Below are 14001 nucleotides of genomic sequence, written 5' to 3' on the forward strand. Positions count from 1 at the left end.
CCACCCCCGCAGCACGACCAACGGAAGGCACCGCTCCCCATGACCTCACTCGCAGTCGGCGTCGACATCGGCGGAACAGGCATCAAGGGCGCGATCGTGGACACCGAGTCCGGGCAGCTCACCACCGACCGCATCAAGAAGGCGACCCCCGAGGGCGGCAAGCCGCACGACATCGTCGACGTGGCGAAGTCGATCCTCGACGACCTCTCGCCCGCGTCCGACGTCGCGGTCGGGGTCTGCTTCCCGGCGATCGTCCGCGACGGCAAGACCATGTCGGCGGCGAACGTGTCGAAGAAGTGGATCGGGTTCGAGGCCGAGTCGCTCTTCGAGAAGGAACTCGGCCGCTCCATCCACTTCGTGAACGACGCCGACGCCGCCGGTTTCGCCGAGCAGCAGTTCGGCGCGGCGAAGGGCCGCGACGGCCTGGTCATCATGACGACGCTCGGCACCGGCATCGGCACCGCGCTCATCAACGACGGCGTGCTCATCGTCAACGCCGAGCTCGGCCACCTCGAGATCGAGGGCGTCGACTACGAGACGAAGGCGTCGTTCGCCGCCAAGGAGCGGGACGACCTGACCTGGAAGCACTGGGCGAAGCGCCTGCAGAAGTACTACTCGCGCCTCGAGGCCCTGCTCTCCCCCGAGCTCATCGTCGTCGGTGGCGGCGTGTCGAAGCAGCACGAGGAGTTCCTGCCGCTGCTCGACCTGCAGGCGGAGATCATCCCGGCGACGCTCCGGAACAACGCGGGCATCATCGGTGCCGCGACCCTCGCCGCGCGCAGCACCCGCTAGCCGGGCGACCGCCGCTCGGCGGCCCGCTACACTCGTCGGAGCGAACGGGTCGGTGAGACGGTCGCGTCACTCCCCCGGGAGTGCCGAGGAACGTCCGGGCTCCACAGAGCAGGGCGGTGGGTAACACCCACCCGGAGCAATCCGCGAGACAGTGCCACAGAGAACAGACCGCCGGCGGCGACGTCGGTAAGGGTGAAACGGTGGTGTAAGAGACCACCAGGGGTCCGGGTGACCGGATCCGCTCGGTAAACCTCGCCCGGAGCAAGGTCAGACAGAGGATGTCGAAGCTGCTCGCTGAGTCCTCGGGTAGACCGCTGGAGGCCGACGGCAACGTCGGTCCGAGAGAGATGGCCGTCACCGCGGCGCGAGCCGCGGGACAGAACCCGGCGTACGGCCGGCCCGTTCGCCTCAGGACCGTGCACGCACGACAGCCCGGCACCGCGAGGTGCCGGGCTGTCGTGCGTGCGTGGTGGGGTCCGCGCTAGAGGCCGGACTCCGCCGTGCGGACCAGGATGGCGTCGCTGTCCGGGCAGAGCACGACGTCGTCCGGCGCCGCAGCGCGGATCGCCGCGAGGTCGGAGTTCGTCAGCGTGACGCCCGACGCCGTGGACACGCCACCCTGCAGGAGCGACGCACCGAAGCCGTAGCGGGCGCGCTGCCGTTCGTAGAGCGCGAGCAGGTCGGCCGGCACCGCAGCGGCGACGTCGGCACGCGCCTGCTCCGCGGCGACGCGGTCCTTCTCGAAGCGGGCGATGCCGTCGTCGCGGACCCCCATGAGCCGTCCGCGCTCCCCGTCGAGTTCGGCGAGCTGCGACTCGATGTCGCCGACCCGGGCGCGGAAGCGGTCGAGCGACTCCATCACCTCGAGCTCCTGCGTCTCGAGGTCACCGATGCGGCGGTTCAGCGAGTCGAGTTCGTTCTGCAGCCCGGCGGCGTCCTTCGCGTTGCCGACGTTCTGCAGCAGCGTGGTGTCGCGGTCGACCCGGGCCTGCGCGGTCGCGGTGTCGGACTCGAGACGGGCGAGGTCGCGCTCGGCATCCTCGACCTCACCCGTGGCCGCGACGAGCTGCGCCCGGAGCGCCACGGCACGCGTGCCGAGCTCGGTCAGGTGCTCGCCCTTCTGCAGCGAGCTGATCCGGTGCGCCAGGCGCGTGATGTCGTTGTCGAGCCGCTGGAGGTCGAGCAGGGTGGCCTGGTCCTCGGGTGATGCCTTCATGGTCAGGCTCCTTCGTTGGGTGCGGATGGCAGGACGGCGAAGTCCCACGGGTCGGTTCGGAGGTCGCTGACGGTCACGCGGACCCCGGCGGCGGTGCGGAGCTGGTCGGCGGCGACGTCGAGCCAGAGCCACTCGGTGGCCCAGTGCGACGTGTCGACGAGCGCCGGGCCGTCGGACACCATCGCCTGCTCCCGGAACTCGGAGGCCGGGTGGTGGCGGAGGTCGCTCGTGACGTACACGTCGGCTCCCCGCACGGCGGCGTTGCCCAGGTACGCGTCCCCGGCACCGGCGCACAGGGCGACGGTGCGAACGGGCCGGTCGTACTCCCCCGACACCCGGACCCCGGTCGCCGTCGCGGGCAGGACGTCCACGATGCGCCGCGCGAGGGCACCGAGGGACGTCGGCTCGGTGAGCACCCCGACACGACCGATGCCGGTCGCACCGTCGGCCGCGGGTTCGAGCGGCCGCTGGTCGACGAGCCCGATGCGGTCGGCGAGCACGGCGGAGGTGCCGGTCGTCACGACGTCGGCGTTCGTGTGCGCGGCGAGGAGCGCGCACCCACCGCGGACGAGGGTGGCCAGCACGCTGCCCTTGTAGGTGGACTCGTCGATGGTCGTCACCCCCCGCAGGAGCAGCGGGTGGTGCGTGACGAGCAGGTCGGCACCGAGGGCGACGGCTTCGCGCGCGGTGTCCGGGACGGCGTCGACCGCGAGGTGCACGTGCTCGACGACGGCGTCCGGGTCACCGGAGACGAGCCCGACGGCGTCCCAGGACTCCGCCCCGGCCGCCGGCCACAGGGACTCGACGACGGACTGCAGTTCTCGGAGCGTCGGCATCCCGTCAGTGTACCGAGCGGCGCGGCCCCGACCGGCGGTCAGCGACGGCCGACGAGGTGCAGGAGCCGGGCGACGAGACGCGACCACCAGCCGGGCCGTGCGGCGTCGGTGGCGTCCGCACGGGCCTCCTGGCCGGCGTCGGCGCGCGTCGGCTCGTCGGCCGACGTCGGGGTCTCGTCGACGGTGACGACCGGCAGCGGCGCGGCCGCAGGGACGCTCACCGAGACCACCGGCGACTCCCCGGTGTGGGCGCGGAGGACCGCGGCAAAGGCCTCGCGGTCGATGACCGTGGGGCCGGTGGCCGGCTGCACCAGCGGCGTCGGTCGGCCGGACGCCGCGAGCGGCGGCGAGACGGGCGCGACGGACAGGAGGCCCGACACCGGGCGCGCGGGCACGTCCGGTGCGTCCGTGGTCGCGTCGCGGACGGTGGTCGCCGCGGCGGCGACGGTCCGCCGGGACCGCGTGCCGCCGTCACTGGGACGGTCGGCGCCGGAGCGGTCGGTGTCCGACGGGAGGAAATCGTGCGGCAGCTCGAGGGCGACCGGTTCGGCGACCGCGCGGTGCGGCTCGGGGACGGCCGGGCAGACCGCGCCGAGCGACATCGGCGAGGTGGCTGCACGGCGGACGGCGGCACGCTCGCGGCGGTCGGCCTCGCGGGCGGCGTCGGCGAGCAGGTCGGCGAACACCTCGCGGGCGAAGGCGCGGGCACCCTCGACCTCGGCGCTCGAGACGTCGGCGACCACGGCTTCCCAGGCGGCCAGGCGGGCGAGGTCCTCGTCCCGGACGCGGACCTCGTCCTCGAGCAGGTCGATGCGCTCGATCGTGGTGCGACCGCTGGCCGGGTCGAGCGCGACGGCGAGGTCGTCGAACCGGAGGGCGATGCGCTCGGGCGGCTCGGGGAAGGACGGGGCGCAGACGGCGACGTGGCGCGCGCGGTCACGGCGGAAGGCGCGCTCGTCGCCGGGCGTCGACTCGGGTGCCGTCGCGGTCGCCGTTGCGGAAGTGTCCGTCTCTGCGTCCGCGGCGGGACCGGGCACGACGGGCGATGCGTCGGCGGGCGTGTCGATGGGCGTCGCGTCGGCGGGCGCCGCTGCGGCGGGTGCCTCGACCGACGGGAGCACGGGGCGACGGACCGGTCCGGTGACCGGGGGCACGACGAGGTCCGCGACGTACGGCGTGCGCGTCGCCGGGGCATCGCGCAGCCACTCCTCGAGTTCCCGACCGAAGGGGTCCACGAGGGGGGTGCGTGCACCGGACTGCGTCTCCATGTGAGGAGTATGAATATCGCGCGCCCGTACGCGTCGGACATCCGCGGAGTGTCGCGCGATCCGGTGGCATGTCGCGCCGGAGGTGAGCGGCGTGTCGGCCGCTCGGTGGTCGTCGTTGACCGAGCCCGGCGGGCTGGGCTCGGCCTCGTTCCGGCCTCGTTCCGGACTCGTTCCGGACTCGTTCCGGGCGAGGGTCCGGCGCCGTCGCCGTCGAGTGTCCCACCCCGTCCCGGGCGAGGGTCCGGCTAGCTGCGCAGGGTGTCGCGGGGGTACTCGCCGAAGCGCCGCGTGTACGCCGCCGAGAAGCGACCGAGGTGCGCGAAGCCCCACCGCACGGCCACGCTCGCCACCGTGGTGTCGTTCGGCGTCCCGGCGCGGAGTTCGTCCCGGACACGGTCGAGTCGGATCCCCCGCAGCATCGCGTTCGGCGCCGTCCCGAGCTGCCGTTGGAACGCCTGCTGCAAGCCGCGGATGCTCAGCCCGACGTGCTCGGCGACGTCGGTCGTGGTGATCGGCGTGTTCGCCGCCGCGTGCATGTACTCGACGGCTTGCCGGACGCGGCCCGTCGCACCGGCCGGGACGGGGACCTCGGGCGCGACGATGCGGTGCGCGAACGTGCTCAGCACGGCCAGGGCGGTGCGCCGGGCGGTCTCGGCGAGGGCGAGCGTGGACACCGGGGTGGACCCGAGCACCACCCGCGCCGACTCCTGCACCGCGTGGTTCCACGCGCGGAGGGCCGGCGTGCTCGGGGCCACGGTGTGGTCGAACACGAGGGTGCCGGGTTCGGTGCCGTACGCCTCGGCCGCGACCCGCTCGAGGAAGACCCGGTCGAGCTGCACCAGGCTCTGGCGGACGTCGGCCAGGTCGAAGCGGAAGGGGCGACCCGAGGGGAACACGACCGGGCGGCCCGGGACGAGTGCGACCTCGTCACGACCGACGTCGAGCACGCCGCCGCCATCGGAAACCCAGGTCACCGAGAACTCGTCCGGGGTGTCGACCGTTCCCGTCATCCGGGCATCGAAGCGGGTCGACCGGAAGGACATCGACGGGTCGCCGACGGACCGGAAGCGGTAGTCGAACGACCGCGCCGACCGCTCGGGCAGGAACCCGTCGCCGTCGTACGCTTCCTCGAACACCGCGCGGGCGGCGTCGAGGTCGGAGCCGGACGTCTCGAAGACGGTCCGGGGGTCGGTCGGGGTGGTCATCAGGGGAATGGTGGCACGCGGTCCGAGGGGTCTATGAATCCGGATGGACCGGCTGCGGGAACCGGCTCAGTCGCCGCGGGTGGCCTTCCGGACCGTCCACCGGTTCTCGTCGCCGAGCCGGTCGTAGCGCAGTTCGTCGACCACCATCTGCACCAGGGCGAGACCGCGACCGCTCTCGGCCAGTTCGTCCGGCAGGGTGGCACCGGCCACGTCGACCGTCGCGGGCCGACCGTCGTCGGTGATCCGTGCCTCCAGGCCGTCAGGTGCGACCGCGAGCGTCAGCGAGCAGGTCAGGGGCACGCCGGCGGTGGCGTGCTCGATGACGTTGGACGCGAGCTCGATGATCGCGAGTTCGAGGGCCATGCGGTCCTCGACGGTGACGGCGGGTTCCGCCGTCCAGACGTCGCTGAGGAAGTCGTGGACCGAGGAGACGTCGTCGGGCGGCGACGCGAAGTCCAGCCGGTGCTCGCCCACGACGGCCCCGGTCAGACCCATTCGCGGACGGCTTCGTCGCCGTCGGCGTAGCTGCGGAGGATCTTGTCGATGTTCGACAGCTTCAGCACCATCGCGACCTGCTCGGACGGCGCTGCGATCCGGAGGTCACCGCCGGCCTGCCGAGCGGTCTTCAGTGCGCCGACGAGCGCACCGAGGCCGGACGAGTCGAGGAACTCGACCCGGGAGAGCTCGACGGCGACACGGGGTCGTCCGCCTTCGATGACCGACGCGACCGTCTCGCGGAAGGCCGGGGCCGACACCATGTTGAGGCGGCCCGAGCACTCGAGCACCGCCGCTTCGGTGCCGGCTTCGTGTACGACGATGTCCATGGTGTGCGGGGCCTCCTCGAGAGCGTGCGCGTGCCTCCGTCAGAGGCTACCGATCCTTGGTGACCGGTGGTGCAGGACGCGCTGACGTCCGGCACCCCGGTCCGGGGGTCACCCGGTGTTCTGGAGCCCCGCGGCGATGCCGTTCACGGTCAGCAGCAGCAACCGGTGGTCGGCGTCGGTGGTGTCCGTGCTGCCCGAGGTGCGGATCGAGCGGAGCGCCCGGAGCTGCAGGTGGGACAGGGCGTCGACGTACGGGGAACGCAGCCGGACCGCTCGGGCGAGCACCGGCCGGTCCTCGAGCACGTCCTCGGCGCCGCTGATCCGCAGGACCCACTCGCGCGTCCGGTCCATCTCGGCGAGGACCTTCTGGCCGAGGTCGGTGCGGTCGGCGAGCTCGAGGTACCGGCGCGCGATCTGCCCGTCGGTCTTGGCGAGCGACATCTCGACGTTCTTGATCAGCGCGGCGAACAGCGGCCACTCGGCGGCGGCGGTGCGCAGCAGCTCGAGGTCACCGACGGCCTCGATCGCGGAGCCGAGTCCGTACCACCCGGCCAGGTTGATCCGCGCCTGGGTCCACGAGAACACCCACGGGATCGCGCGGAGGTCCTCGAGCGACTCGACGCTCAGCCCGCGGCGGGCCGGGCGGGACCCGAGCGGCAGCAGACCGAGCTCCTCCATCGGGGTGACCCGGGCGAACCACGGGGCGAAGCCGTCCGCCTTGACGAGGTCGTAGAAGGCTGCGCGGGACACGTCGTCGAGCTGCTGCGCCAGGTCGGCGAACCGCTCCGCAGCGGCGGCCGTGCGGGCCTCGTTCGACGGCGAGGACGCGAAGAGCGTGGCCGACGCCATCTGCTCGAGGTGCCGGGCCGCGATGTCCTGGTCGCCGTACTGCGCGAAGATGACCTCGCCCTGCTCGGTGAGCTTGAGCCGGCCGTCGATCGATCCCGGCGGCTGCGCGAGGACGGCTTCGTTGGCCGGGCCACCGCCCCGGCCGAGGGAGCCCCCGCGGCCGTGGAACAGCGTCAACTCGACCTCGTTGGTCGTCGCCCACGCCGCGATCCGGGCCTGGGCGTCGTAGAGCGCGAGGTTCGCGGACACCGGGCCGACGTCCTTCGACGAGTCCGAGTAGCCGAGCATGACCTCGAGCCGGCGCCCGGTCGCGGCGAGGCGGCGCTGGAAGGCCTCGGTGCGGACGGCCTCGTCGAGGATGTCGACGCTCGCGTGCAGGTCGGCGAAGGTCTCGAACAGCGGGATCACGTCGAGCACCGGTGCGGCCTCGACCGATCCGAGCGCGGCCACGGCGAGTTCGTGGACGTTCGCGAGGTCCTCGGCGGACTGCGTGAACGAGACGATGTAGCGGCTGGCCGACCGCACGCCGTAGCGGCGCTGCAGGTCTGCGATGGTGCGGAAGACGGCGAGCACCTCGTCCGTCATCGCGCTGCGCGGACCACCCGCCCGGACCTCGGCGAGGGCGGTGCGGTGCACCTGCGAGTGCTGCCGGATCTCGAGCTCGGCCAGGTGGAAGCCGAAGGTCTCGACCTGCCAGACGAGGTTCTGGAGCTCGCCGTTGGCAGCACGGGCCGCACCGGCCGCGGTGAGCGAGGTCTGCACGACGCGCAGGTCGGCGAGGAGCTCCTCCGGGCCGCGGTACGCGAGCGGGCGGTCGTCGCGACGGGTGGCCTCGATGCGCGCGGCGATGAAGAGCAGTGCGCGACGGTGCGTCTCGTTCGGTGCGCGGATGCCGATGCGCTCGGCCACGTCGGGGTCGAGCGACTCCTGCGCGGCGACGAGGGCGGTGAGGCCGGCGTCCGCGGGGGTGTGGTCGGCGTCGAGCGTCAGGGCGCTGCCGATCCGGGTCGTCGCGCGGGTCAGTCCGAGCAGGATGTGCTCCGCCGCGATCTCGGCGGCCTGCCGGGTGACGTCGGCGGTGACGTGCGGGTTGCCGTCGCGGTCGCCGCCGATCCAGGTGCCGAAGCGCACGAACGCGGGCGCCTGCACCGGGGCCCGGCCGGCGTCGTCGCCCTGCAGACGGTCGTCGAGCAGGCGGTACACCTGCGGCACGATCTCGAAGAGGGTCTGGTCGAAGACGCTCATCGCGGTCCGGACCTCGTCGAGCGGGGTCGGCCGGGTGGTGCGGAGCGGCGAGGTGCGCAGGAGCGTCGCGATCTCCTCGAGCAGGCGACGCTCGTTCTCGGCGCGCGCGGTCGCGTTCTTCGTGCGGTCGCGCTCGTCGATGAGGTCGGTGATGCGCCGGACGCCGGTGGTCACCGCGCGCCGCCGGGCCTCGGTCGGGTGTGCCGTGAGGACCGGGTGGAACCGCAGCCCCTCGAGCCGTGCGGCGGCCTCGTCGGCGCCCACCTGCTCGACGAGCTCGACGAACGTCGCGGGGAACGAGTCGCCCGGCTGCCCGCCATCGTCGCCGCGCTGCCGGAGGACCCGCACGCGGTGGTGCTCCTCGGCCAGGTTGACGAGGTGGAAGTAGGACGTGAAGGCCCGGGCGACCTCTTCCGCACGCTCGGCGGAGAACCCGGCGACGACGGCCTCGGCACGGGCTGCCCCGTCGGCGTGCGTGCCCTCGTAGGCGTCGATGACGGCCGAGCGCAGCGACTCCACGTCGCGCAGCAGGTCGTCGCCACCGCTCTCGCGGAGCACCCGCCCGAGCAGGTTGCCGAGGTACCGCACGTCAGCGCGGAGGTCGCTGTCGACCGCTCCGCTGACGTCGTCACGCGCGCGTCCGAAGCGCGTCGAACCGTCGATCGCCGTCATCTCGTCCTTCCCGGGTCGGTCCGGGCTGTCCCGGCGTGCAGCAGCGTAGCGGGCGCGGCGGGCACGTGACGACGACCGTCCGGACGGCCTCCGACGCCCGGTGGGGTCAGGCCGGGTCGGCCAGGGACGTGCGGACGTCCGGCATCCGGGTGCCGTCCACGGCCGCGAGCAGTCCCGCGTCGAGCCGGTAGGCCAGTTCGACCTCGCAGATGACGCGCTCACGCTCGTCCTCGGTCCACGGTGCCGCGTCGAGCTCGGCACGGTACGTGTCGGTGAAGGCCGCCGGGTCCGCGACCTGGTCGAAGATCCAGAGCAGGACGCCGTTCGTCTCGAAGCCGAACTGGTCGGCGAGCAACCGGCCGAGGGCGTGCCCGCCGGTCAGGTCGCCGAGGTAGCGCGTGTAGTGGTGCGCGACGAAGCCGCCCGGCCACGTCGCCGCGACCTCGTTCAGCCGGCGGACGTACGCCGTCGTCGCGGGCAGCGGGGTCACGAGCTCCTGCCAGTCCGGCCCGATGAGGTACTCGAGGTCCGCCCGGATGCCGGGCATGCGCGTCAACCGGCTGGTCACGAACGGAGCGGCGACCGGGTGGTCGGCCATCCGCTCGGCGGCTCGTTCGAGGGCGTCGTACACGAAGGCGTACTGCCCGAGCAGGGCCGCGTAGTCCGCGACGTCGCAGCGCCCCTCGACGAGGTCGTGCATGAAGCCGTTCCCCGCGGAGTCACCGTGCGAGCGCCGGGTCCGGACCCGGAGGGCCTCGGAGAACGGGACGACGTTGGTGCTCATGAGGTGAGGCTAACCTCACCAGGTGTCCGCCGTCACCATCCGGCGCCACGACACAGCGAGATCACGTGAAAGGAGGCTCGTCCCCGATGAGCCCGAAGCCGAAGCGCACCCAGCACGTCCTGGTCGTCGAGCGCACCGAACGCCGCACCCCGCACATGGTCCGCGTCCACCTGGGCGGCCCCGGCTACGACGCGTTCGTCGACGGCGCCGACCCCGAGAAGCTCGCGATGACCGACAAGTACGTCAAGCTCCTGCTCCCCGCGCCCGGGTCCGGCCTGGAGCCCCCGTACGACCTCGACGCCCTGCGTGCGACGCTGCCGAAGGCTGAGCTGCCCTCGCGCCGCACCTACACCGTGCGCGCGGTGGACCCCGTCGCCCGCACGATCGCGATCGACTTCGTCGTGCACGGCACCGACGGCCTGGCCGGACCCTGGGCCGCCGCCGCACGGCCCGGGGACCGCATCGCCCTCTCCGGCCCGGGCGGCGGGTACGCGCCCCCGACCGACCCGGACGTCACGCACGTGCTGCTCGGCGACGACAGCGCCCTGCCGGCGATCGGTGCCGCCCTCGAGGCCATGGGGCCGGACGCGACGGGCGTCGCCCTCGTCGAGGTCGCCGGGCCGGCCGACGAACAGCCGCTCGTGCACCCGGCGGGCGTCGTGCTGCGCTGGCTGCACCGCGACGCGGCGGGGGCCGAGCCGGGCACCCTGCTGCTGGCGGCGACCCGGGAGCTGCCGCGGGCCTCCACCCCGGTACGGGTCTTCGCGCACGGCGAGCGGGCGGCCGTCAAGGCCATCCGCCGACTCCTCCAGGACGACTGGGGGCTGGCGAAGGCGGACCTGTCGTTGTCGGCCTACTGGGCGCTCGGCCGGGCCGAGGACCGGTTCCAGGAGGAGAAGCGCGAGCCCGTCGGCGCGGTCTTCGAGGACTGACGACCGGACGGGAGGCCCGCCCGCACGTCGGTGGGCGCCGGTAGCGTCCGGCGCATGGTCCGGTCCGCAGTCGTCACACCGTGCTGTGCCCCCGGGTGCGCGCACGCCGCCGCTCCCGGTGCGCCCGTGCCGCTGTGCGCGGGCCACGTCACGCTCGCGGCCGAGTTCGCGGCGGAGCACGTCGGGGCCGAGGACGTCCTGCCCGGCCCGTGCATCGTGTGCGGCGGGCGGATCGGTGTCCGCTTCCCGTCCGGCGCGGTGTGCGCCGTGTGCGAGTGGCGGTTCGGGGACGTGCCGGACGGCGAGCTCGGCGCGCCGCGTGTCGACGTCGTCTACTACCTGCGCATGACCGACGCGACGGGTGACCGGGTCAAGATCGGCACGACGGCGAACCCGCGGCAGCGGCTCGGGCGGATCGCGCACCAGGACGTGCTCGGGTTCGAGCGGGGCGACCGGACGCTCGAACGGCGGCGGCACGCGCAGTTCGCGGCGTCGCGGTACCCGGGCACCGAGTGGTTCCGTGTGACTCCGGCGCTCCTCGCCCACGTGGCCGTCGTCGCGGCGGGCGTGCCCGATCCCTGGGCGCTGCACACCCGGTGGATGAGCGAGGCGCTGGCCCTCCGGGGGTGACGCTCCGGGCTGACGCTCCGGGGGGCGACGCTCCGAGGGGGGTGACGGTGTGGCGCAGACACTGCTGTGCCGACGGTGCGGCGCCGTGGGCGGTCAGCGGCGGTAGGCGTCCACGAACAGCGGCCCGCGGATCTCGCGCAGGACGTCGACGAGGCGGTCGACGGTCCGGCCGGACACCCCGGACACCTGCAGGTCCCACGGCCCGAGCGCGGGCAGGCGACCGGTGCGGATGCGGACGACCTCCCACCCGACGGCCCGGGTGGCGCGGTCCTTCCGGCGGTCGGACTCCTCGCGGGAGCCGACGTGTTCGAGTCCGTGCCGGCCGGTGGAGTCGTACTCGATCGCGACGCGGAGCTCGGGCAGCACGATGTCCGGCCAGACCTCGAGGTGCTCGTGGAAGGGCCGGTCGAGCCGGATCGCAGTGTGGTCGAACGTGACGTCCAGTCGTGCGCGGAGGGCGGAGCGGAGCTCGGCCTCGACCGCGGAGGCCGGCGCGGGCGCACACCGGCTGACGAAGGACTCCCCCGACGGGAGCTTCGGCGTCTTCGGGCAGATCGTCCGTGGTGCGGTGGTCCGTGCTGCGCTCGTGCGGGGTGCCACCGTGCCCCGGGGTGCGGCGGTGCCCCGGGGTGCGGCGGTGCCCCGCGGTGTCGCCGTGCCCGGCGCTGTGGTGGCGCTCCGTGCCGAGGCCCGGGCGCTGCGCCCGCGTCCGGCACCGCGGGCGAGTGCCGCCGGAAGCGTCTGCCGACCGGCGGACCGGACGGCGCGCTGCGGCACCGGGACGCCGACCGGCCAGTCCTCGGGCAGGACCGGCCAGCGCTGCGGCTGCGCGAGGACCGCGCACTCCGGGCACCACACCGAGCGGCGGCGCTCCCGGCCGGGTCGGGACCGCTGCTCGGCCGGGGTGGCGACGAACACGTGGCCGACGTCGCACTCCCACGTCAGCAGGACCTCGGCGGCCGGGGGGACCTGGGTGAGGACGACGCCCGCGTTCCACTCCGGGTGGTACTGCCGGACGAGGACGGGCCACGACGCCCACTCGGCGCGGAACTCCCCCACGGCGTACGGCACCGGCACGCCGCGCGACCACTGCCGGCGGCGCCACCACGCATCGACTGGTTCTGCCACGAGCGCACGGTAGGACGAGCCACCGACACCCACCGACGCCTCCGCGGGGGTGCGGCGGCGCTGTCTCGCCGGCGGCGGGGCGGCGGCGCTGTTGCCGGCGGCGGAGCGACGGCGCTGCGTCGCTGGCGGGGCGCCGGGCGGCTCAGCGCGGCGGCGCGACGATCGTGAAGCGCTCGGGTCCTGCGGAGGACCCGTCCTCGAGCACCCGGATGCCGGACTCCCGGCATGCGGTGATGCCGTCCCGGTGCACGCGCTCCGGCCGTGGCCGGCGCGGGACCCCGGCGCTGCCGAAGACGGCCCACGCGTTGGCTGCCGAGGCGCTCGTGAACCGCGTGCTGTACCGCACACCGGCGAACCCGACCGCGTCGAAGGCCCGTGCCCATGCCTGGGGCACGCGGTAGTCCCCCATCGTCTGCAGCTCGGCTCCGACGCCGGAGCGGACCGCGGCCGGGTCGGTGACGTCGGCGAAGCGGCGACCGCGGGAGGCCCGGGCGGCCACGACGACCATCTCGCGGGCCCGGCCAGCGAACACGGTGTTCGTGTGCAGCGTGTGGTGGGCCAGGCGCTCCCGCACGGCGACCTCCACCGAGTCCGCCCAGTAGCAGGTGCCACGGGGTTCGGCCAGGTCGAAGCGGCCGCCGTCGACACCGTCCGCACCGGCCGGTGTCGAGGCGAACCACCAGGCCCCGCGGTCGTGGCGCTTCGCACGGTAGAAGGTCGTACCGCGGGACTCCACCGCCGGGAACCCGGCGAGGTCGAGGCCGTCCGGCGGCCCCTGCTGCGCGACGTCGGTGCGGTGGGCCGGGTCGACCGCTCCCGTCACGCGTCGGCCAACCAGGCGTGCTCCGCGCGACGAGCGGCGTCGAGCACGACCGTGGTCCGCCCTTCGCGCAGCGCCTCGGCCGCGGTCGTGCCGCCGAAGACGTCCGCGACGGTGTTCAACCAGAGCGCGCTGCCCCACGGGTCGATGCGGTCCGGGTCGAGCAGCGCGAGGACCTCGCGCAGGTGCGGGAGCGGTGCGCCGGACGGTCCGAACTGGAACGAGGGGAAGATCCGGCTGCCGTCGCCGATCTTCAGGCCGAGCAGGTCGCCCTTGGTGCTCGCCTTCGCGATCGCCTGCCGGGTGACCCCCCGCCACGCGGCGACGGAGGCCGTGTCGTGGAAGGGGCCGATGAGGGCGTCGGCCTCGTGCTTCACCGTCGGCAGCGCGGCGACCATCCGGTCGGCCATCGCGTCGACGTCGGCGTCGACCGGGAGCGCGCCGTGCCTGCCGTCGCGCAGCCGGTCGGCCAGTGCCGTGACGAGTGCGGTCTCGACGGGGCCCAGGCCGTCGCGCGGTGGCCCGTCGGTCGGTCCCGCGGTCCCGATGCCGTCTCCGTCCGATCGGACGCGCATCGTCCCCGCGCCTCGCTGTCCCGGTGTCATCGCGCCTCCTCCTGCAACCGTGTCAACCCGACGCTACGCCGGAGTGTCAACCGCGTCAACCAGTTCGACCAGACTGACGACGCCGACGACGCCTCCTGTGCAGTGGCGTGCACCGGACGCACCGAGACCGACGGGAGGCCCGTGGCCGGGTGCGGCACCGTCGGACGTCGCCGACGGTGCCGCACTCGACGGTCG

The 14001-nt window shown here is 74.0% G+C and carries 14 protein-coding genes and 1 other RNA gene; 4 read left to right on the forward strand and 11 right to left on the reverse strand.

The window, feature by feature from the left end:
* The first annotated feature begins 39 nt into the window (after nt 1–39).
* Together ppgK and rnpB are read left to right on the forward strand one after the other, a co-directional pair.
* The gene (ppgK, locus tag KM842_RS06045; RefSeq protein ID WP_216261568.1) at nt 40–792 is read left to right on the forward strand and encodes a polyphosphate--glucose phosphotransferase; all 753 of its coding nucleotides are present in this window, start codon (nt 40–42) and stop codon (nt 790–792) included.
* A 45-nt stretch (nt 793–837) separates the two neighbouring features.
* Nucleotides 838–1198: RNase P RNA component class A (gene rnpB, locus KM842_RS06050), an RNA gene on the forward strand.
* A 75-nt stretch (nt 1199–1273) separates the two neighbouring features.
* Here the strand turns inward: rnpB and KM842_RS06055 are convergent.
* From KM842_RS06055 to KM842_RS06090, 8 genes are all read right to left on the reverse strand, one after another.
* Nucleotides 1274–2008 carry a zinc ribbon domain-containing protein gene (locus KM842_RS06055; RefSeq protein ID WP_216261569.1) on the reverse strand — a complete coding sequence of 245 codons (735 nt, stop codon included), beginning with the start codon at nt 2006–2008 and terminating at the stop codon, nt 1274–1276.
* A gap of 2 nt (nt 2009–2010) precedes the next feature.
* The gene (locus KM842_RS06060; protein WP_216261570.1) at nt 2011–2844 is read right to left on the reverse strand and encodes a Nif3-like dinuclear metal center hexameric protein; all 834 of its coding nucleotides are present in this window, start codon (nt 2842–2844) and stop codon (nt 2011–2013) included.
* Between the two features lie 38 nt (nt 2845–2882).
* Complete coding sequence (locus KM842_RS06065) at nt 2883–4112, reverse strand: hypothetical protein (RefSeq protein ID WP_216261571.1); 1230 nt, start codon at nt 4110–4112, stop codon at nt 2883–2885.
* Nucleotides 4113–4357: 245 nt separating this feature from the next.
* Nucleotides 4358–5317, reverse strand: a complete 960-nt coding sequence (locus KM842_RS06070; protein ID WP_216261572.1) for a helix-turn-helix transcriptional regulator — start codon at nt 5315–5317, stop codon at nt 4358–4360.
* Nucleotides 5318–5383: 66 nt separating this feature from the next.
* A complete protein-coding gene (locus KM842_RS06075) occupies nt 5384–5812 on the reverse strand; it encodes an ATP-binding protein (protein WP_216261573.1) in 429 nt (142 codons plus the stop codon).
* On the reverse strand, nt 5803–6141 hold the full coding sequence (locus KM842_RS06080; RefSeq protein ID WP_216261574.1) for an STAS domain-containing protein: 339 nt from the start codon (nt 6139–6141) through the stop codon (nt 5803–5805). Before KM842_RS06080 ends, KM842_RS06075 begins: the two co-directional genes overlap by 10 nt.
* A gap of 108 nt (nt 6142–6249) precedes the next feature.
* Nucleotides 6250–8907, reverse strand: a complete 2658-nt coding sequence (locus KM842_RS06085) for a phosphoenolpyruvate carboxylase (RefSeq protein WP_216261575.1) — start codon at nt 8905–8907, stop codon at nt 6250–6252.
* Nucleotides 8908–9013: 106 nt separating this feature from the next.
* Nucleotides 9014–9691: a biliverdin-producing heme oxygenase gene (locus tag KM842_RS06090; protein ID WP_216261576.1), complete on the reverse strand. Its 678-nt coding sequence runs from the start codon at nt 9689–9691 to the stop codon at nt 9014–9016.
* A gap of 86 nt (nt 9692–9777) precedes the next feature.
* Between KM842_RS06090 and KM842_RS06095 the strand changes: the two genes are divergently transcribed.
* Both KM842_RS06095 and KM842_RS06100 read left to right on the forward strand, forming a co-directional pair.
* Entirely contained in the window at nt 9778–10623 is an 846-nt protein-coding gene (locus tag KM842_RS06095) for a siderophore-interacting protein (RefSeq protein ID WP_216261577.1), read from the forward strand.
* 54 nt (nt 10624–10677) lie between these two features.
* Nucleotides 10678–11253 (forward strand): GIY-YIG nuclease family protein, encoded by a 576-nt coding sequence (locus tag KM842_RS06100; RefSeq protein ID WP_216261578.1) that lies wholly within the window; start codon nt 10678–10680, stop codon nt 11251–11253.
* Between the two features lie 93 nt (nt 11254–11346).
* Here KM842_RS06100 and KM842_RS06105 read toward each other — a convergent pair whose 3' ends face one another.
* From KM842_RS06105 to KM842_RS06115, 3 genes are all read right to left on the reverse strand, one after another.
* Nucleotides 11347–12381: a putative endonuclease domain-containing protein gene (locus KM842_RS06105; protein ID WP_216261579.1), complete on the reverse strand. Its 1035-nt coding sequence runs from the start codon at nt 12379–12381 to the stop codon at nt 11347–11349.
* 142 nt (nt 12382–12523) lie between these two features.
* Nucleotides 12524–13204 carry an RES family NAD+ phosphorylase gene (locus KM842_RS06110; protein ID WP_216261580.1) on the reverse strand — a complete coding sequence of 227 codons (681 nt, stop codon included), beginning with the start codon at nt 13202–13204 and terminating at the stop codon, nt 12524–12526.
* Nucleotides 13201–13776, reverse strand: coding sequence for a hypothetical protein (locus KM842_RS06115; protein ID WP_216261581.1), 576 nt, complete (start codon nt 13774–13776; stop codon nt 13201–13203). The genes KM842_RS06110 and KM842_RS06115 overlap by 4 nt, the downstream gene beginning before the upstream one ends.
* Nucleotides 13777–14001 lie beyond the last annotated feature (225 nt).

It is taken from the genome of Curtobacterium sp. L6-1, assembly GCF_018885305.1.
Taxonomy (GTDB): domain Bacteria; phylum Actinomycetota; class Actinomycetes; order Actinomycetales; family Microbacteriaceae; genus Curtobacterium; species Curtobacterium aetherium.